11 protein-coding genes are annotated in these 19,738 nt (G+C 64.8%); 7 read left to right on the top strand and 4 right to left on the bottom strand.

What is annotated here, in order from left to right:
- Window positions 1–9: 9 nt before the first annotated feature.
- Entirely contained in the window at window positions 10–2,421 is a 2,412-nt protein-coding gene (locus tag C8K14_RS03330; protein ID WP_107715679.1) for a glycogen/starch/alpha-glucan phosphorylase, read from the bottom strand.
- Window positions 2,422–2,984: 563 nt separating this feature from the next.
- Entirely contained in the window at window positions 2,985–5,063 is a 2,079-nt protein-coding gene (locus C8K14_RS03325) for a TonB-dependent siderophore receptor (RefSeq protein ID WP_233250877.1), read from the bottom strand.
- Window positions 5,064–5,722: 659 nt separating this feature from the next.
- Between C8K14_RS03325 and C8K14_RS03320 the strand changes: the two genes are divergently transcribed.
- The 3 genes from C8K14_RS03320 (at window position 5,723) to C8K14_RS03310 (ending at window position 9,682) form a co-directional block, all read left to right on the top strand.
- A complete protein-coding gene (locus tag C8K14_RS03320) occupies window positions 5,723–7,123 on the top strand; it encodes an aldehyde dehydrogenase (protein ID WP_107715678.1) in 1,401 nt (466 codons plus the stop codon).
- Between the two features lie 153 nt (window positions 7,124–7,276).
- Window positions 7,277–8,128: a p-hydroxycinnamoyl CoA hydratase/lyase gene (locus C8K14_RS03315; protein ID WP_022677381.1), complete on the top strand. Its 852-nt coding sequence runs from the start codon at window positions 7,277–7,279 to the stop codon at window positions 8,126–8,128.
- A 135-nt stretch (window positions 8,129–8,263) separates the two neighbouring features.
- Window positions 8,264–9,682: a M20/M25/M40 family metallo-hydrolase gene (locus tag C8K14_RS03310; protein WP_107715677.1), complete on the top strand. Its 1,419-nt coding sequence runs from the start codon at window positions 8,264–8,266 to the stop codon at window positions 9,680–9,682.
- 554 nt (window positions 9,683–10,236) lie between these two features.
- Here C8K14_RS03310 and betI read toward each other — a convergent pair.
- Entirely contained in the window at window positions 10,237–10,911 is a 675-nt protein-coding gene (betI, locus tag C8K14_RS03305; RefSeq protein ID WP_107715676.1) for a transcriptional regulator BetI, read from the bottom strand.
- A 100-nt stretch (window positions 10,912–11,011) separates the two neighbouring features.
- Here betI and C8K14_RS03300 point away from each other — a divergent pair, with 100 nt between their 5' ends.
- Together C8K14_RS03300 and C8K14_RS03295 are read left to right on the top strand one after the other, a co-directional pair.
- The gene (locus tag C8K14_RS03300; RefSeq protein ID WP_369974034.1) at window positions 11,012–12,196 is read left to right on the top strand and encodes an aromatic ring-hydroxylating dioxygenase subunit alpha; all 1,185 of its coding nucleotides are present in this window, start codon (window positions 11,012–11,014) and stop codon (window positions 12,194–12,196) included.
- 146 nt (window positions 12,197–12,342) lie between these two features.
- A complete protein-coding gene (locus C8K14_RS03295; protein ID WP_107715674.1) occupies window positions 12,343–13,956 on the top strand; it encodes an NAD(P)/FAD-dependent oxidoreductase in 1,614 nt (537 codons plus the stop codon).
- A gap of 81 nt (window positions 13,957–14,037) precedes the next feature.
- On the opposite strand, the gene C8K14_RS03290 is transcribed toward C8K14_RS03295, so the two are convergent.
- Complete coding sequence (locus tag C8K14_RS03290; protein ID WP_233250876.1) at window positions 14,038–15,327, bottom strand: APC family permease; 1,290 nt, start codon at window positions 15,325–15,327, stop codon at window positions 14,038–14,040.
- Window positions 15,328–15,408: 81 nt separating this feature from the next.
- Here C8K14_RS03290 and C8K14_RS03285 point away from each other — a divergent pair, with 81 nt between their 5' ends.
- Together C8K14_RS03285 and C8K14_RS03280 are read left to right on the top strand one after the other, a co-directional pair.
- Window positions 15,409–17,010 carry a sulfotransferase gene (locus C8K14_RS03285; RefSeq protein WP_107715672.1) on the top strand — a complete coding sequence of 534 codons (1,602 nt, stop codon included), beginning with the start codon at window positions 15,409–15,411 and terminating at the stop codon, window positions 17,008–17,010.
- 128 nt (window positions 17,011–17,138) lie between these two features.
- Entirely contained in the window at window positions 17,139–19,685 is a 2,547-nt protein-coding gene (locus C8K14_RS03280; protein ID WP_107715671.1) for a TonB-dependent receptor, read from the top strand.
- Window positions 19,686–19,738 lie beyond the last annotated feature (53 nt).

Here is a 19,738-nt window from a genome sequence, read left to right as displayed (position 1 = left end):
CTCAGGATGTCACACTCCCCAGATGTCGCGGGCATATTCGCCGATCGTGCGATCCGACGAGAACCAGCCCACGTTGGCAATGTTGCGGATGGCGCTGGCGCGCCACGCCGGCTGGTTGGCCCAGCGTGCGTCAACCCCGCGCTGCGCGGCGTGATAGGCATCGAAATCGGCCGCAACCAGGAACCAGTCGCTGTCATAGAGCCCGCCCATCAGCCCGGCATACCGGTGCGGATCGTCGGGCGAGAACACGCCGCTGGCAATGGCCGAGATCGCCTGCTGCAACTCGCGGCTGCCCTCGATCACGGCGCGCGGGTTATAGCCATCCGCGCGGATCGCCGCCACTTCCTCGGCGGTCTTGCCGAAGATCACGATGTTGTCATCGCCGACCCGGTCCTTGATCTCGATGTTGGCGCCATCGAGCGTGCCGATCGTCAGCGCGCCGTTAAGCGCGAACTTCATGTTGCCGGTGCCCGATGCTTCCATCCCGGCCGTGGAAATCTGTTCCGACAGATCGGCGGCAGGGATGATGCGTTCGGCCAGGGTCACGTTGTAGTTGGGCACGAACACCACCTTGAGCAGGCCCCCGACCGAAGGATCGGAGTTGACGCGGCGGGCAATGTCGTTGGCCAGTTTGATGACCAGCTTGGCGTTGTGATAGCTCGACGCCGCCTTGCCCCCAAAGATCTTTACGCGCGGGGTCCAGTCGCGTTCCGGGTGGCTGCGAATTTGATCATAGAGCGCGACTGTTTCGATCAGGTTGAGCAGTTGGCGCTTGTATTCGTGGATGCGCTTGATCTGCACGTCGAACAGGGCATCGGGATCGATCCTGACGCCGGTCAGTTGCTTGATATGCCCGGCCAGCGCCACCTTGTTGGCGCGCTTTACCTCGGCAATGCGTTCGCCAAGCTGCGCGTCATCGGCCATCGCGTTGAGATCGGACAGCTTTTCGGCATCGTCGAGGAACGCATCGCCGATTGCGTCCTTGATCACGCCCACCAGCCGCGGGTTGCACTGCTGCAACCAGCGGCGCGGGGTGACGCCGTTGGTCTTGTTGTTGATGCGCGTGGGATAAAGGGCGTGAAGATCGGCAAACACCGTGGTCTTCATCAGCTCGGTATGCAGCGCGGCCACGCCGTTGATCGAATGCGCGCCCACGAAGGCCAGGTTGGCCATGCGCACGCGCCGCTCGCCGCCCTCGTCGATCAGGCTGATCGCGGCGATCGCACGGTCGTCCAGCCCGGCCTTGCGCGCTTCGCGCAGCACGCGGCTGTTGATCGCATAGATGATCTGCATGTGGCGCGGCAGCAGGCGTTCGAACAGCGGCAGCGGCCAGCTTTCCAGCGCTTCGGGCAGCAGGGTGTGGTTGGTATAGCCCACCGTGCGCTTGGTCACGTTCCAGGCCTCGTTGAACTCAAGCCCGTACATATCCACCAGGATGCGCATCAGTTCGGCCACGGCCACGCTGGGGTGCGTGTCGTTGAGCTGGATCGCGGCCTTTTCGGGCAGGGTGCGCACATCGCCATGGTATTGCGCGTGGCGGCGCACGATGTCTTGGATGGAGGCGGAGGTGAAGAAGTATTCCTGGCGCAAGCGCAGTTCCTGGCCGGCCGGCGTGCTGTCGGCCGGATAGAGCACGCGCACCAGGGCATCGGCGCGCACCTGCTCGGCCAGCGCGCCAGCGTGGTCACCGGCGTTGAACGCGTCGAGGCGGATGGGATCGAGCGGGTTGGCGGTCCACAGGCGCAGGGTGTTCACCCGCTTGCCCTTGTAGCCCACCACGGGCGTATCGACGGCGCTCGCCTCGACCTTTTCATGCGGGCGCCATTCCACGCCATCGCCGTTGTCGATCACCTCGCCGCCAAAGCCGATCATATAGGCGCTTTCGCGGCGATCGAACTCCCACGGGTTGCCGTGGCTCAGCCAGGTTTCGGGCAGTTCCACCTGCCAGCCATCGTCGATGCGCTGGCGGAACATGCCGTTCACATAGCGGATGCCATAACCGTAGGCGGCAATGTCCAGGCTCGCCAGGCTTTCCATGAAGCAGGCCGCCAGGCGGCCCAGGCCGCCGTTGCCCAGCGCCGCATCGGGTTCCAGCTCTTCCAGCGCGGCCAGGTCAAAACCATGGCTGGCCAGCGCCTTTTCCATTTCGCGCGTCAGGCCCAGGTTCGACAGCGCGTCGCGCAGCAGCCGGCCGATGAGGAATTCCAGGCTGAGATAGTAAACCCGCTTGCCGCCCTGGTCATAGGTCTTGCGGGTGGATTCCATCCAGCGATCGATGATCACGTCGCGCAGCGCCAGGCAGGTGGCGGTGTACCAGTCGTGGGGCTTGGCGGCCCGTTCATCCTTGCCCACGCGGTGCCGCAGCACATCGATGATGTGGGCGTCGATCTCGGCAACCTTGGACGTGATTTCGAGGCTCATGGCTATAGCTCCACCTGCTTGGGCCTTGTCATGCTGCGCCCTTGCGGGCGCACCATCAACCGGGCCGGTTATCCCGGCCTTCCTGTGGCTCCTGCCCCCGTGTCACGCAGATCCGGCGCCGCCCCCTTGCGACACGCGGCCCCCGGCCAGCGGCTTGTTGCCGCAGCCTGGCATGCACCGGCTGCGACCTCCCGTTGCCAGGGGTAAGCCAGCCTTGCCCCCGCCGACAAGCGCAGAGTTTTGCCCATCACCAGATTGGTGGAAATCGCGCCGGCCCGCTGGCCTTCGTCATGGCCGCCTGCGGCCCTGGTCTTGCGTATGATCGCCCGGTGCAAAAGCCCATCCCCCAGGCCGTGCGCGCTGCCCTTGCGCGTCTGCCCACGGCTGGAACGCTAGGCGCAAATCCTGCATGTGTCTGCCCGTCGCAGGATAGAATACGATTGCAGGCTGGATGTGCAGCAGCCGGGCTGCGACAGGCTCAGCCTGAACGGTCTGATAGTCCAGAACCCCGTTCGCCCCGAGCCTGTCGAAGGGCCTTTCCTGAAAACGCGGCCCCGGCGCGCTTACCGCATCCCAATGCGCAGGCCGGCCCACAGCGTGCGCGGCGTGCCGATATCGATCGTGCCGCCCGAATTGCGCGTGACGATCGTGGTATCGAACAGGTTTTCGCCGCGCAGCACCAGGCTGGCCCAGCTGGTCAGCGGGACCTGGGCAAAGGCATCGAGCGTGGTGGCCGCGCGCAGCGGCGCGGTTTGCAGATCGTCTTCATAGGCCAGGCCCACGTGCCGCAGTGTCAGCGCCCCGGTCCAGCGCGGGGCGGGGTGCCAGGCGAGCGTGCCGCTGGCGGCAATGCGCGGCGTCTGCGCCGGGCGCATGCCATTCAGCGCGGTGCCCGGCGCTTCCACCTTGGCATCGGTCCACGCCAGGCTGCCGTTGAATGACACCGTGCCTGCAGTCACCTCGGCGCCCAGTTCCACGCCGCGCGCATGGACGGCGGCCACGTTCTGGCGCTGGCGCACCGTGGTATTGCCGGTGGACGACAGCGTCACGTTGGCGATCGCATCCTTCACCTTGTTGTCGAACGCGGTGACCGACAGCATCACGCCCTTGGCCGGGGTCAGGTCGATGCCTGCTTCAAAGCCCAGCAGGCGCTCGTTCTTCAATGTGGGATTGCGCTGGGTGGTGGTCAGCGACACGCCGCCATTGCCATTGGGGGCGGCCAGCGTGAACGAACGATACAGTTCGTTGAGCGTGGGCAGGCGCAGCCCGGTATAGGCCGCGCCGCGCAGCGCCGCCCATGATGCAGCATTGAGCACCGCGCCAGCGCGCCAACTGCCCTGCCAGCCGCTGCGCGCGGCAACGGCCGGATCGGTGGCCGATGTGCTGGTCACCGTGCCGGCAGCGTTGCGTTCTTCGTAATGGCCCTGGGTGATCGCCCAGCGATCGGCGCGCCCGCCGGCGGTCAGCACCAGCGGCCCCAGCGTCCAGTCGTCCTCGATGAAAAAGCCCACGTCGTCGGTGTGCCCACCGGCGCGGCGCCGTGCCGTGACCAGGCCGGTTGCCGCCGACAGGGCGTTTTCCTTGGTCTCGCCCTCGGCCCGGCGCCAGTCGGTGCCGAGCTTAAGCACGTGGCCACCGCCCACCGGTGGCCGCAGTTCGAGCTTGCCGCCCAGGCCAGTGGATGGCGTGGCATATTGGTCCAGCGTCTTCTTGAAGCTGGTGGAGCTGACCGTCACGGCGTGGAAATCGCGCGTCTGGACATAGGCCAGCGCATCGAACTGCCACGCCCCACGGCCAACCAGGCGCAGGCTGGCGTCCTGCCCGCTGATACCATTGTCTGCCCCGGCAAAGCGCAGCGTGCGGTTGTCCTCGAATGCAGCGACGCGGGCCTGCAATTCGACGTCCGGCGTCAAGGGCGCCACGGCGCGCACGCCGGTTGACCAACTGTCATAGCGCGCCCGCACGCTGGCCGGCACGCGCTGGCTTTCCGGCGTGGTCCAGAACCCCTGGCCCCGGTCCCACCGGCCGGTGACGACGGCAAAGCCCTGGCCGAGCGTGGGGGCAAGCGCTGCCGAAAGCGACGTCTCACCCCGATCATCGACCATGCCCTGCGCATTGAGCAGGCCCAGGCTCTGCGCCCCAGCGCTGGTCATGTCCACGGTGCCGGCCACCGCGCCGGCGCCGAATGCGCCCGATCCGCCGCCGCGCTGCACGCGCACGCTCGCGAGCCGTTCGGGATCGATCGCGGTCATCGGGATATAGCCAAAGAACGGGTCGGCCATCGGCACGCCATCGAGTAGCACCAGCGTGCGGCTGGTGGCATTGCCACCCAGCGCGCGCAGTGTGATGCCCTGCGCCGAAGGGTTGGACGCGCGGCTGTCTGAACGGCGAAACTGTTGCACGCCGGCGGCCGAGAGCAGCGCATCATCGATTCGCCCCGATGCCGTAGCCTGAAGCTGCGCGGCGGAGATGGTCTGGGTATCATAAGCCGGAGCCGCCGGGCTCTGCGCCAGGCCTTCACCCGTCACCACGATCGTCGCGCCGCCATCACCCGCATCAGGTGCCTCGGCCGCCCAGGCTGCACTCGGCAGGGCCTGCCCGAGTGCGGCCGAAACCAGCGCGGCAGGCGCGAGCGACGCCAACAGAACGGAACGGGATTTTGCAACTCTCACGTGCACTTGGCTTTATCCTCTCGTGACGGTCCAGGGCCGGTCGCCCTTATGATCGGGCCGCATGGCGCCGTCATCCGCGTTCGTTATCTTTTTCGGCTTGGGCCTGAACCATGCGGCTTTGCTGCCACATGCCCCCCGGCTCGGCCTCGCCACGATGGTCGTTTGCCGGCCCGCGCGCCATTGATCCTAGGAACAATACGCGGCCCTTTGCTCGGCAAAACCAGACGAAAAAAAAGGCCGCACCAGATGGGCGGCCCTTGGATAGTTTGGGAGAGGATGCCTGAAAGGCCCGTCCCTTTTGTCTGCCGCAGCGCAAAAGCGCAAGTGCGAAAATTTGGTATACAGTTGCGTAGAATGCAATTGTTAACGCGCTTGCAGGAAACGCTGTTTCCCCCATGGAACCATGGATCGGGGTCAAAATTATGGAAATAAATAGAAAAAGCCGATTGAAACATCTGCAACCGGTTGGCGGCGATGCGCAATTTGCAAACTGCTAAGCCCGTTCGCCTAGGCGAAATGACAGGGTGGGGGCTTACCCTTTCGGGCACGCTTTGGCCGCGGGTGACAGTCCCGTGTTGCAGGCTCCCGGGATGATTGCTATAAACCATAACATAATTGGGAGACTCACGATGCAGTTCGAACGGCGCAATCCCCTTGATGGTACGGTGGCCTCCTCGGCGCAGGCCATGCAGGCGGCCGACATTCCCGCGATCACGGCCAAGGCGGCCGCTGCCTTTCCCGCGTGGGCTGCACTGGGCCCCAATGCCCGCCGCGCCGTGCTGATGAAGGCGGCCAGCGCGCTCGAAGCGCGCGCCGATGCCTTTGTCGAGGCGATGATGGGCGAAATCGGCGCGACCAAGGGCTGGGCGCTGTTCAACCTGGGCCTGGCGGCCAGCATGGTGCGCGAAGCGGCGGCCCTTACCACGCAGATCGCTGGCGAAGTGATCCCGTCCGACAAGCCCGGCTGCCTGGCCATGGCGCTGCGCGAACCGGTCGGCACGATCCTGGGCATCGCTCCGTGGAATGCGCCGATCATCCTGGGCGTGCGCGCCATCGCCGTGCCGCTGGCCTGCGGCAACGCCGTGATCCTCAAGGCCTCGGGCCAGTGCCCGCGCACCCATGCCCTGATCATCGAGGCCTTTGCCGAGGCCGGCTTCCCCGAAGGCGTGGTCCAGGTCGTCACCAATGCCCCGGCCGATGCCGGCGCCGTGGTCGGCGCGTTGATCGATGCGCCGCAGGTCAAGCGCATCAACTTCACCGGCTCCACCGCCGTGGGCAAGATCATCGCCACGCGCGCGGCCGGCCACCTCAAGCCCTGCCTGCTCGAACTGGGCGGCAAGGCGCCGCTGATCGTGCTGGAAGACGCTGATCTGGATGAAGCGGTCAAGGCCGCCGCGTTCGGCGCCTTCATGAACCAGGGCCAGATCTGCATGAGCACCGAGCGGATCATCGTGGTCGAGGCCGTGGCTGCCGAATTTGCCCAGCGGTTCAAGGCCAAGGTCGAAACCCTGGCCGTGGGTGACCCGCGCGAGGGCAAGACCCCGCTGGGCGCGGTGGTCGATGCCAAGACCGTGGCCCATTGCCAAAGCCTGGTGCAGGACGCGCTCGACCATGGCGCCACGCTGCTGACCGGTGGTGACACCACGCACAACGTGCTGATGCCCGCCCATGTCGTCGATGGCGTGACGCAGGACATGAAGCTGTTCCGCGACGAAAGCTTCGGCCCGGTGGTCGGCGTGATCCATGCCCGCGATGAAGCGCACGCCATCGAACTGGCCAACGACAGCGAATATGGCCTCTCGGCCGCGGTCTTCACCCGCGACACCGCGCGCGGCCTGCGCGTGGCGCGCCAGATCCATTCGGGCATCTGCCACGTCAACGGCCCCACCGTGCACGATGAAGCGCAGATGCCCTTCGGCGGCGTCGGCGCCTCGGGCTACGGCCGCTTTGGCGGCAAGGCCGGCATCGACAGCTTCACTGAACTGCGCTGGATCACCATGGAAACCCAGCCCGGTCACTTCCCGATTTAACCGTTCCATCCCCTCGTCATCCCGGGCTTGACCCGGGATCCCGCTTCTTTCCTTGCGACCAGCAAAGCGGAACCCCGGATCAAGTCCGGGGTGACGAAACAAAAAATCCGATTTCTCCCAATTCGCAAGATCAAGACCAGAAAGGACAAGAGCATGGCAGACGAACAGGCCGTTCGCGCGGAAGAGGATACCGTTGCCGTCACGATCGAGAACCGCATCGCCTGGGTGCGTTTCAATCGCCCGGAAAAGCGCAACTGCATGAGCCCCAAGCTCAACCGCCAGATGCTCAAGGTGATCGAGGAACTCGAATTCCGCGACGACGTGGGCGTGCTGGTGCTGTCGGGCGAGGGCGATGCCTGGTCGGCCGGCATGGATCTCAAGGAATACTTCCGCGAAACCGAAGCGCAGGGCCTGTGGGCGATCCGCAAGTCGCAGCGCGAAGCCTATCGCTGGTGGAACCGCCTGCGCTGGTATGAAAAGCCCACGATCGCCATGGTCAACGGCTGGTGCTTTGGCGGCGGCTATGGCCCGCTTTATGCGTGCGATATCGCCGTCGCTTCCGACGATGCGCAGTTCGGCCTGTCGGAAATCAACTGGGGCATCCTGCCGGGCGGCGGCGCGTCCAAGGTGGCGGCCGATCTCATGCCGCTGCGCAAGGCGATCTATCACGCCATGATGGGTGAAAACCTCACCGGTCCGCAGGCGGCGGCGCAAGGGCTGGTTACCGAATCCGTGCCCCACGCCCAGCTCAAGGCCCGCGTGACCGAGATTGCCGAGGCGCTGCTCAAGAAGGACGGCCATGCCCTGCGCGCCACCAAGTGGGCCGTGCGTCGCATGATCGACATGACCTATGAAAATGCCGAAGACTATCTGATCCGCGCCCAGGAAGCGCTGCACAGCTATGGTGGCGTGGCCGCCCGCAAGGAAGCCACGCGCCAGTTCCTCGATGAAAAGAGCTTCAAGCCAGGTCTCGGCACGTTCGATACGTCCAAGGTCAAGGACTGATCCACACTCTGCTGCGGCAGGCGCAAGCCCCGGTGCCCCATGGGCGCCGGGGTTTTGCACATCTGGCATCGCAAAAAAGGTTGTGTGCGAAACCGATCGGTATCAGGTTCCGCGCCCAGAAGGAGTGCCCCCCACATGAAACTGACGTTGCACCTGGTTTCGCCTGCCATTCTGAGCGTTGCCGCCGTGGCGCTTGCCAGCACGCCCGCGCTGGCCGCCGGCAATTCCCATGCCGAGGCCGAAGCCCAGACTCTCGAGCTGTCCAAGCAAAGCATCGCCATGCGCTCGGTCCAGGGGCCGGGCAATGAAACGCCCAAGGTGGCGGCACTCTATCGCGACGCGCTGGTCAAGGCCGGCTGGGCGCCGTCCGACATCGATATCGTCCCGGTTGACGATACCGCCTATCTCATCGCCACCTGGAAAGGCAGCGATCCCAGCCTCAAGCCGCTGGTGCTGTCGGGCCACATGGACGTGGTGGAGGCCAAGCGCGCCGATTGGCAGCGCGATCCCTTCGTGCCGGTGGTTGAAAACGGCTACCTGTTCGGGCGCGGCGCGCTCGACATGAAGTTCAACGCCGCGCTCGCGGTCTCCACGCTCATCGAGATGCGCCACAAGGGCTACAAGCCCAAGCGCACGATCATCATCGCCTTTTCGGGCGACGAAGAAACCACGATGAAGACCAGCCGCCTGATCGCCGAACGGCTCAAGGGCCAGGCGGGCCTGGTCATCAACGTCGATGGTGGCGGCGGCATGCTGGCTGAAGACACCGGCAAGCCGCTGGCCTGGACCTGGGACGGCGCGGAAAAGAACTATGCCGATTTCCAGCTGGAAGTGACCAACCCCGGCGGCCACAGTTCCGCCCCGCGCAAGGACAACGCGATTGTCCAGCTCAGCAAGGCGCTGGTCAACATCGGCGCCTATCACTTCACCCCGGAACAGAGCCCGCTGACCAAGGCGTTCTTCGAAAGCGCCGCCAAGATCACGCCTGATCCCAAGGTTGCCGGCGCCATGCGTTCGTTCGCGGCCGATCCCACCGATGCCGACGCCATCGCCACGCTGCGCAGCTTGCCCGAATTCATCGGCCGCATCGAAACCACCTGCGTGCCCACCATGGTTAACGGTGGCCACGCCTTGAACGCACTGCCGCAGCGCGCCACGGCCAACATCAACTGCCGCATCTTCCCCGGCCACAAGCGCGAAGACATCATGGCCGAACTGGCCAAGGTGGCGAACATGCCCGTGGTCAAGTTCAGTGACGTGACCGAAGGCTCCACCCCGTCACCGGCCAGCCCGATGCGGCCCGATTTCGTCAACGCGGCAAACAAGGCCATTCACCTCGCCTATCCCGGCATTGCCGTGATCCCGGCCCAAGCCTCGGGCGCCTCGGACTCGATGTGGTATCGCGTCAACGGCGTGGATGCCTATGGCGCCAGCCCCGTGCTGATCAAGGACAGCGAAGAATTCGCCCACGGCCTGAATGAACGCGTGCCCCTGTCCAACGTCGCGCCGGGTGTGGTGTACTTCACCAGCCTGTTCACCGACCTGTCGAAGTAAACATCTGACCAAAAAGCCCCCTCCTCTTCAGAGGAGGGGGTTGGGGGTGGTGGAGCGAGAGCGCTACTGTAGCTGTCAACGAGGTAGCTCAGGAAGATTTGCATGAGCCGGACGTTGCGCGAACAAGACCCCAGGTGGAAAGAATACCGGTCAAGCCGGCAAGCGAGCTACGCGCGACTTATGAAGTGCCACAGCCCGCAGGCGCATTGGTTCGCGCAGCGCCACATTTCACAAATTCGGGCGATGCGCCGTGTGTTGCTCAACGGCGGGCAACCTACCTATCGGGCATTCAGTTCCCCTCGCGTCCTGCAAGTTTGGAAAGACAAGCGCAGGGTGGCGATAATAGCAACGCAGCAGGCATTGATCCGCAATCTTCCTCGGCGGCAGCAAACTAGACGAACTGCCAGATTGATTCAGCAACTTAGCGTGCTTTGGTGAGGACTTGGGACACGACACTAAGCTGGACCCCGGATCAAGTCCGGGGTGACGAAGAAATAATTAAACTGCAGATATTTAACGTCACCCCGGACTTGATCCGGGGTCCCGCTTGGGCGTTACTCGCCCACCATATCTCCACACACCGTCCCCAGAAACCGCCGCGCAATCGCCCCGGCTTCCTCGCTCGAAAAGCACTGCGGCGACAGGCACAGCTCCAGCCACAACCCGTCCACCAACGCCGTCACCGCAATGGCGGCGTGGCGCAAGTCACCCTCAGCCACGCCGGCCTCGCGCAGCAACTGCTCCAGCCGGGCGCGATAGCCGGCATATTGCTCGTCATGCTGGCGGGCGATCTGTGGCTGGCTGGTCACCAGGCTCCAGAATGCGATCCAAGTGGCCAGCAAGGCCGGCTGGGCAATCGGCGCGGTAAAGCTGGCGGTGACGAATGCCTCGAGCTGGGCGCGTGGATCGCTGGGCGCGGCCGCCACCGCCACATTGAGTGCCTGCGTCACCATGGCATCGACGTGGGTGTAGGTTTCGGCGATCAGCGCATCGATCCCGCTGAAATAGTGGCCGACCAGGCCAGGTGATACGCCGGCCTCCTGGGCAATCGCGCGCACGCTGGCGCCATTGGCACCGGCGCGGGCCAGCACGCGCATCGCCGCCTCTATCAGGCTGTGGCGGCGCGCATCGGGTTCGGCCCGGCGTGGCAGCGCGCGATCTGTGGCGGCGGCACGGGCGGGGGTGGCGGCACGCGGAACGCGCCCAGGCCGGGGATCGGCACCTTGCATCTTGCACTTCCCGATGGTTGTTGTACGATCGTTCAATAAGAAATCACGCGGGGAGTCACCCATGGCCGATCTTGCCCTTGATGAACACCGCCATTTGACGATGGCGCAATGCGCCGGTGACGGCGCCGCGCCCGATCCCGATGCCGATTGGAGCTTGCCGGGCTGGATCTATCGCGATCCTGAATTTGCCGCGCTGGAGATGGAGCGGATCATTCGCCCCTCATGGCAGATCGTGTGCCACGCCAGCGATCTGGACCAACCCGGCGCCTGGCGCAGCCTGGCCTATTGCGGCGAGAACGTCATCGTCATCCGGGGCGAGGACGGCGGCCTGCGCGCATTTCACAACCTGTGCCGCCACCGCGCCATGCGCCTGGTCGATGGCGCAGCGGGCTGCGCGCGCAAGCTGGTGTGCCCCTATCACGCCTGGACCTATGAAACCGATGGGCGGCTGACCGGCGTGCCGATGAAGCGCGATTATCCCGCGCTCGATCTGGCGCAGAACGGACTGGTGCCGGTCGATCTGGAAGTATGGCACGGCTTTGTCTTCGTGCGGCTGGAGGATCGCGGCTTCCCCTCGGTGGCCGAGATGATGGCGCCATACGAGGCCGAAGTGGCGCGCTATCGCCTGGCCGACATGCGCCGCATGGGCGATGTGCGCGAACGCAGCCGCGCGGTGAACTGGAAGAATGTGGGCGATAACTATTCCGACAACCTGCACATTCCCGTGGCGCACGACGGTCTCTCGCGCATCTTTGGCAAGTCCTACGAGATTACGGCAGAGCCCTGGGTCGATCGCATGAAGGGCGATCTGGTCGACGCGCCCAGTCCGCATTTCTGGGAGCGGTTCTACCAGACGCACCTGCCGCGCGTGCCGCATCTGCCCGATGTGGCGCAGCGGCGCTGGCTCTATTACAAGCTGTGGCCCAACATGGCGTTCGACATCTATGCCGATCAGATCGATTTCATGCAGTGGCTGCCGACATCGCCGACCACCTGCACCTTGCGCGAAATGGTCTTTGCCTTGCCCGACAGCGAAACCCCGCCCGAACAGCGGCGCACGATGAAGCTGGTGCGCTATGCCAACTGGCGGATCAACCGCGTCGTCAATGCCGAGGATACCTGGCTGATCACCAACGTGCAGCAGGGCATGCAATCGGCCCGCTATGGCGCCGGTCCGATCGGCCGCAGCGAAGTGTGTCTGCGCAGCTTTGCCCGCAAGATCCGCACCTTGATTCCCGAGGCACGGCTGCATCATCAGCCTGCCGAAGGGTGGAGCAGGCGCTAAACCTTTTCGTCGTCACCCCGGACTTGATCCGGGGTCCCGCTTCTTTTCCGGCGCTGTGCCAGCATTCCAGCTGGACCCCGGATCAAGTCCGGGGTGACGATGCCATCAACAACAGTATCTTTTGATCCCACGAAGGAACCCACACGATGAGCAACCGCTACGACGCCCTGATCATCGGCGGCGGCCACAACGGCCTGGTCTGTGCATTCTACCTCGCCAAGGCCGGCATGAAAGTGCGCGTGCTGGAACGCCGCGACATCGTTGGCGGCGCCTGCGTGACCGAGGAATTTCATCCCGGCTTCCGCAATTCCACCGCCAGCTACACCGTCAGCCTGCTGCGCCCGCAGGTGATTGCCGACATGAAGCTGGCCGATCATGGCTATCGCGTGCTCGAACGCCAGATCAGCAACTTCTTCCCGTTTGCCGATACCTATCTCAAGCTGGGTGGCGGCGCGGAGCGTACGCAGGCGGAGTTCGCGCGCTTTTCCCAAAAGGATGCTGCGGCCTATCCGCATTACGATGCTGCGCTGGAAAAGGTCGCACAGGTGCTGCGCGATCTCTCGCTGAAATGCCCGCCCAATGTCGGTGGCGGGCTGCACGCCTTGGCCGCTGCTGCCAAGCAGGGCTGGCCCTTGGCCAAGATGGACGTGGTGGCGCAGCGCGACCTGCTCAATATCTTCACGCGTTCCGCCCGCGATTTCCTCGACAGCTGGTTCGAGGATGATCACGTCAAGTCCGCCTTCGGTTTCGATGCCGTGGTCGGCAACTTTGCCGGCGTGTCCACGCCCGGCTCGGCCTATGTCCTGCTCCACCACGTGTTTGGCGAGGTCAACGGCAAGCTGGGTGCCTGGGGCCACGCGGTGGGCGGCATGGGCGCGATCACCCAGGCCATGGCCAAGGCCTGCGCTCTCGCCGGGGTGGAGATCAGCCTGGAAAGCCCGGTGGACAAGGTTCTGATCAACAACGGCAAGGCTGCCGGGGTCAAGCTGGCGGGCGGCGAGGAGCTTTATGCCCCGATCGTAGCCGCCAACGTCGGCCCCGCGCTGCTCTATCGCCAGCTGGTCGATCGCAGCGACCTGGCGCCCGATTTCGCCCGCGCCATCGATGGCTACAAGACCGGCTCGGGCACGTTCCGCATGAACGTGGCGCTGTCGGAACTGCCCGATTTCACCGTGCTGCCGGGCAAGGCACTGGCCGAGCATCATACCGCCGGCATCATCATCGCCCCGGGCATGGACTATATGGACCAGGCCTATGACGATGCGCGCGTGCACGGCTGGTCGAAAAAGCCGATCGTCGAAATCAAGATCCCCAGCACGGTGGACAAGACCCTGGCGCCCGAAGGCGCCCATGTCGCCAGCCTGTTCTGCCAGCAGTTCAGCCCGCAGCTGCCCGATGGCCGCAGCTGGGACGATGTGCGCGAGGAAGTCGCCGATCACGTGATCAACACGATCACCGAACACGCGCCCAACTTCAAGAACGCGGTGATCGCCCGCCAGATTCACTCGCCGCTCGATCTGGAGCGCAAGTTCGGCCTGATCGGCGGCGATATCTTCCACGGCCGCATGAGCCTGGAACAGCTGTGGGCCGCGCGCCCGGTGCTGGGCCACGGCGATTATCGCGCCCCGATCAAGGGCCTCTACATGTGCGGATCGGGCACGCACCCGGGCGGCGGCGTGACCGGCGCACCGGGCCACAATGCTGCGGCCGAAATCATCCGCGACCGCTCGCTGCTATGGAAAATGCTGCACCGGGGATAATGCAACATAAAAGCCCCCTCCTCTTCGAAAGGAGGGGGTTAGGGTGGTGGAAATCAAGCGCAAGCACCTGAAAGAAAAAGCTCAAGCCGCTGCAGCTTTCCGCCACCGCACCGCCAGGTAGACCGGCAGTCCCAGCGCCACCAGCACCAGGCCATAGGCAATCGCTTCCAGCCCCAGGCCCCACAGCGCCCAGACGTTGAATGCTGCGGCCAGCACGGCCAGCACTACCACCCAGGGTTCATCGCGTAGCAGGCGCATCGCCGAGGCCATCGTGGCGATATAGGTCAGCATGCCCGCCGCCAGGCTGATCGAGGCGATGAAGGTAAACAGGTTGCCCATGTCACGGCCATAGTTGAGCAGCGTGATCACCGTCAGCAGGCCCGACGACACCAGATGCGCGTTGATCGGCGTCCCGGCCTTGGTTTCCTTGCCGAACCAGGCGGGAAACAGCCCGTCGCGCGCCATCGCCCAGGGCACTTCGCCCTGGACCAGGATAAAGCCGTTGAGCGTGCCGAACGCGCTGATCGCGGCAAAGATCGCCACCACGCCCGAAATATCGCCGCCCAGCCGCTGGCCCAGGAATTCTGCCACCGGCGAAGGGGAGGCAGCCGCCGCGCCCTGTGGCATATAGGCCTGGAATGCCAGGGCGATACCCAGATACACCGCGCCGGCCAGCGCCACGCCCCACAAGGTGGCGCGCGGCACCACGCTGCCGGCGTTCTCCACCTTGTCCGATGGCACGGTGGCCGATTCCAGCCCGAGAAATCCCCAGAAGGTGAGGCCCGCCGCACTGGCGATAAGCGTGGGGGATAGCGGCACGGGCGGCTGCGCCACATGCGGCGTGCCGGTGGCGAACAACCATAGCGCCAGGCCGATCAGCCCGACCAGCGGCACGAGCTTGAGCACCGTGGTGATCACCTGCACATCGCCAGCGCCGCGCACGCCGCGAATATTGACCGCCGTCAGCAGCCATACCGCGCCCACTGCGACGGCCGCCGGCGCGCCGGGGGTGTGGCTCAACCACGGCACCAGCAGGCTGAGGTTCGACACAACGGCCACGGCCACCGCGCCATTGCCCGCCCACAGCATCGTCCAATAGGCCCAGGCTGCGGCAAAACCCGCGCCCGGCCCGAATTGCTGCATGACATAGGCAAACGGCCCGCCCGGCAGCGGCTGGCGGGCGGAAAGGCGCGCGAATACCGTGGCCATGCACAGCGATCCGCCGATCGTCACCATCCATCCAGCCAGCTGGTTGGCACCGAGCGGGGCCAGCGTTGCCGGCAGCAGGTAAATCCCCGAACCAATCAGGTTGCCCACCACCAGGGCCAGCGTCATCCAGAAACCAAGACCACGTTTTGCTTTCTCGTTCACGCCGTAAAATCCTCCGGGGTCTGGTAGCAACAGAGACTAACGCTTGATCGCGCGGCGTCACCATGTTTGTTACGCGGTCTGATGAGCACCGTGACCCTGGCCCCGCGCCCCGCCTATGATCCGCGCCTTGTCGCTGCTGCCGCAGCGATGAACGCCAATGACCTGCCCCGGGCAGAACCGCTGCTGCGCGCCCTGCTCAAGGATGATCCCTTCGATGTGCGCGCGATCCGCCTGTTTGCCGAACTGGCCGGCCGCATCGGCCGCTATGCCGATGCGGAAAACCTGCTGCGCCGCGCGATCGAGCTCGACCCGGCATTCACCCCGGCGCGCGCCAACCTGGCGCTGGTGCTTTATCGCACCAACCGCGCGGCAGAGGCGCTGGACCAACTGGCGCAAGTGACGCAGGAAGACCCCGAAAACCTCGGCCATGCCAATCTCGCCGCCGCTGCCAATGGCCGCATCGGCGCGTTCGATGCCGCGCTCGCCCTCTACGAACGCGTGCTTGCCGAAGCGCCCGACCAGCCGCGCGTGTGGATGAGCTATGGCCACATGCTCAAGACCGTTGGCCGCCAGGCTGATGGCATCGCCGCCTATCGCCGTGCCCTGGCGCTGATGCCGGGGCTGGGTGAAGCGTGGTGGAGCCTGGCCAATCTCAAGACCGTGCGGTTTGACGACGCTGATATTGCTGCAATGCAGCAGGCGCTCGCCGATCCCGCGCTCGATGCCGAAGATCGCTGGCACCTCGATTTCGCGCTGGGCAAGGCGTTCGAGGATCGCAAGCAGGCAGCCGATGCCTTTGCCCACTATGCCGCGGGCAATGCGCTGCGCCGCCGCCGCATTCCCTACAAGGCCGATGAAACCACCGCGACGGTCGATGCGATGATCGCCACGGCCACGCCAGACCTGTTTGCCGCGCGCGCCGGGGCCGGGTGCGATGCGCCCGATCCGATCTTCATCCTGGGCATGCCGCGCGCCGGCTCCACCCTGGTCGAACAGATCCTGGCCAGCCACAGCCAGGTCGAGGGCACCAGCGAATTGCCCGATATCGCGCAGCTGGCGCGCAAGGTGCCCGATTATCCTGCCGGGCTTGCCACGCTGGCGCCCGATGAATTGCGCGCGATGGGCGAAAGCTATCTGCACAGCACGCGCATCCAGCGCCACACCGACCGGCCGCTGTTCATCGACAAGATGCCCAACAACTGGGTGCATGTGCCGCTGATCCGCCTGATCCTGCCGCGCGCGCGGATCATCGACGCGCGCCGCCATCCGCTCGGTTGCTGCTTTTCCAACTTCAAGCAGCATTTCGCGCGGGGGCAGGGCTTCTCGTACGATCTGGCGGACATGGGCCGCTATTACGCCGATTACGTACGCCTCATGGCCCATGTCGATGCGGTGCAGCCCGGCGCCGTGCACCGCGTGATCTATGAACGCATGGTCGATGATACCGAGGCGCAGGTGCGCGCGCTGCTCGACGCCTGCGGCCTGCCGTTCGAGCCGGCGTGCCTGGCCTTCTACCAGACCGAACGCGCCGTGCGCACCGCCAGTTCCGAACAAGTGCGACAGCCGATTTTCCGCGAAGGCACCCAGGCCTGGCAGCCGTTCGAGCCATGGCTCGATCCGCTCAAGGCCGCGCTGGGGCCGGTGCTCGATGCCTATCCTGACGCGCCGCAAACTTATGTCTGAAACCGGCAATGCGTTGCAAAACTGCCACGGTCATCTGTGATCGATTGGTGGAGTTTGTAACCGCTTGACGCACGATCGTGTCGCAGCGCACACCCAACGCACAAGAATTGCAACAGGGTGGGTTAAGCATGCGTATTGCCACGGCGGGTTTCCCGCGTTTTCTGCTGATGACCAGCACCGCGCTCCTGGCTCCGGCCAGCATCGCGATGGCGCAGGATGCCGCGCCCCAGGCATCGGCCGATCAAGGCGGTGGCAACGTCATCATCGTGACCGCGCAAAAGCGTTCGGAAAACCTGCAGAACGTGCCGATTTCGATCCAGGCGCTCGGCACGCAAAAGCTTGACCAGCTCAACGTCTCGAACTTCAACGGCTATACCCAGCAACTGCCGACCGTCGTCGCGCAAAGCTCGGGCACGCCGGGCACCAACATCATCTACATGCGCGGCGTCGCCTCGGGCGGGGATGGCAACCACTCGGGCTCGCTGCCCTCGGTCGGCGTCTATCTCGATGAGCAGCCGGTCACCACGATCGGCGGCAACCTTGACGTGCATGTCTACGACATCGCCCGCATCGAAAGCCTCGCCGGCCCGCAGGGCACGCTTTATGGCGCTTCGTCGGAAGCCGGCACGATCCGCATCATCACCAACAAGCCCGATACCTCGGGCTATTACGGCCGCATGGATGTGGAACTGAACAAGGTCCACAAGGGCGGCACCGGCGGCAAGGTGGAAGGGATGGTCAACATCCCGCTGTCGCAGAAGGCGGCGCTGCGCATTGTCGGCTTCTATGAAAAGGATGCCGGCTATATCGACAACGTGCCCGGCACGCGCAGCTTCCTGCCGCAGCCCGGTGGCATCACCATCAACAACAACCAGTTCGTCAAGAAGAACTACAACGACACCGAGATTTCGGGCGGCCGCGCCCTGCTCAAGGTCGATCTTGACGACAACTGGACCGTTACGCCCGGGATCATGTACCAGGACACGCGCAGCCATGGTTCGTATGGCTATGATACCTCGCTGGGCGATCTTCAGGTGCAGCATTTCCTGCCCGAATACCGCCGCGATATCTTTGCCCAGGCCTCGCTCACCATCGAAGGCAAGATCGGCAGCTGGGATCTCACCTATGCCGGTGCCTATCTCGATCGCAAGACCTTCTCGTCCAGCGACTACACCGACTACGCCGAAGCCTATGACTCGCTCTATTCCGGCGTCGGCGGCCTGGCCGGCTACTTCTATTACAAGGACAATGCCGGCAACCAGATCAAGCCGATCCAGCAGGTGATCGGCCAGGATCACTTCAAGAAGATGAGCCAGGAACTGCGCATTGCCTCGCCCAGCAGCGAGCCGCTGCGGTTCGTGGGCGGCCTGTTCTACCAGCGCCAGTCGAACCTGATCCACCAGGATTACCAGGTCGCCGGTCTGGCCGATCTGCTCTCGGTCAATGGCAAGCCCGGCACGCTGTGGCTGACGCAGCAGCACCGCGTCGACAAGGACTATGCCGCGTTCGGGGAAGTCAGCTACGACATCCTGCCTAACCTGACGGCAACGGCAGGCGGCCGTTATTTCAAGTATGACAACTCGCTGATCGGCTTCTTCGGTTTCGGTCGTAATCCGGCGTTCTACCAGGGTGCCGATGGCAACCCGCCGCCCAACGCTGCCGGCTCCACCCGCACTGGCGTGGCGGGCTGCTACACCTCCGATGGTCTCACCCTGCGCAATGCGCAGCTGGCGGGCGAAACCAACATCACCCTCCTGCCGCCGGCGGTGGGTGACAGCCCGTGCACCAACCTGGGTGATTACGTGAACGGCTCGGTCGTGCCCAAGCGCGCCAAGGGCGATGGCGGCACCTACCGCTTCAACCTGACGTGGAAGCCCGATCGCGACATCACGGCCTATGCCACGGTTTCGCGCGGGTTCCGCCCGGGCGGCATCAACCGCCGCGCCGACGTGGCAGCCTACAAGCCCGATTACCTGACCAACTTCGAGCTGGGCCTCAAGACCACGCTGTTCGATGGCCTGCTGCGCTTCAACGTGGCGGTCTATCAGCAGAACTGGAAGAACTTCCAGTTCTCGTACCTCGGCGCCAACAGCTTCACCGAAATCCACAACGGCCCCGACGCCCGCATTCGCGGCGTGGAATTCGATGCCAACGTGGTCAAGGGCGGCTTCTCGTTCAACTTCGGCGGCGCTTACACCGACGCCAAGATGCGCAAGAACCTGTGCGCGATCGATGACCCCACCTACACCTGCACCGGCGATGGCAACATGATTGCTGCCCCGGCTGGCACGCGCCTGCCGATCACCCCGCAGTGGAAGCTGGCCAGCACGGCGCGCTACAGCGTTCCGGTCGGTGCAGCCAAGGTCTATGGCCAGATCAACGCCACCTATCAAAGCTCGGCCGCGTCCGATCTGCGCACGGCGGTGATCCAGGCTGGCACAGGCAAAACCATCAATCCTGCGCAGCTGCTTGGCCGCCTTGATGCGTTCACGCAGTTCAACCTGGCCATCGGCAGCGAGTGGGACAAGTACTCGCTCGAACTGTTCGCGACCAACGTGTTCGACGAACGCGGCCAGCTGTCACGCTATGTCGCCTGCGGTTCGTGCTACAACCGCGTCTACATCGTGCCGAACCAGCCGCGCACGATCGGCATCCGCGCCGGCGCGAAGTTCTAAGCCAAGCCCCGCAAAAAGCCCCCTCCTCTTCAGAGGAGGGGGTTTGGGGGTGG

Source organism: Novosphingobium sp. GV079 (assembly GCF_003058045.1).
Lineage (GTDB): Bacteria > Pseudomonadota > Alphaproteobacteria > Sphingomonadales > Sphingomonadaceae > Novosphingobium > Novosphingobium capsulatum.
The sequence above is the reverse complement of the archived record's forward strand: the minus strand, read 5'-3'. Positions and strand labels throughout refer to the sequence as shown.

What these genes read in the sequence shown, in the direction of transcription:
- C8K14_RS03330 (WP_107715679.1), bottom strand. Translation starts at nt 2,421, where the DNA reads ATGAGCCTCGAAATCACGTCCAAGGTTGCCGAGATCGACGCCCACATC.
- C8K14_RS03320 (WP_107715678.1), top strand. Translation starts at nt 5,723, where the DNA reads ATGCAGTTCGAACGGCGCAATCCCCTTGATGGTACGGTGGCCTCCTCG.
- C8K14_RS03315 (WP_022677381.1), top strand. Translation starts at nt 7,277, where the DNA reads ATGGCAGACGAACAGGCCGTTCGCGCGGAAGAGGATACCGTTGCCGTC.
- C8K14_RS03310 (WP_107715677.1), top strand. Translation starts at nt 8,264, where the DNA reads ATGAAACTGACGTTGCACCTGGTTTCGCCTGCCATTCTGAGCGTTGCC.
- betI (WP_107715676.1), bottom strand. Translation starts at nt 10,911, where the DNA reads ATGCAAGGTGCCGATCCCCGGCCTGGGCGCGTTCCGCGTGCCGCCACC.
- C8K14_RS03300 (WP_369974034.1), top strand. Translation starts at nt 11,012, where the DNA reads ATGGCGCAATGCGCCGGTGACGGCGCCGCGCCCGATCCCGATGCCGAT.
- C8K14_RS03295 (WP_107715674.1), top strand. Translation starts at nt 12,343, where the DNA reads ATGAGCAACCGCTACGACGCCCTGATCATCGGCGGCGGCCACAACGGC.
- C8K14_RS03285 (WP_107715672.1), top strand. Translation starts at nt 15,409, where the DNA reads ATGAGCACCGTGACCCTGGCCCCGCGCCCCGCCTATGATCCGCGCCTT.
- C8K14_RS03280 (WP_107715671.1), top strand. Translation starts at nt 17,139, where the DNA reads ATGCGTATTGCCACGGCGGGTTTCCCGCGTTTTCTGCTGATGACCAGC.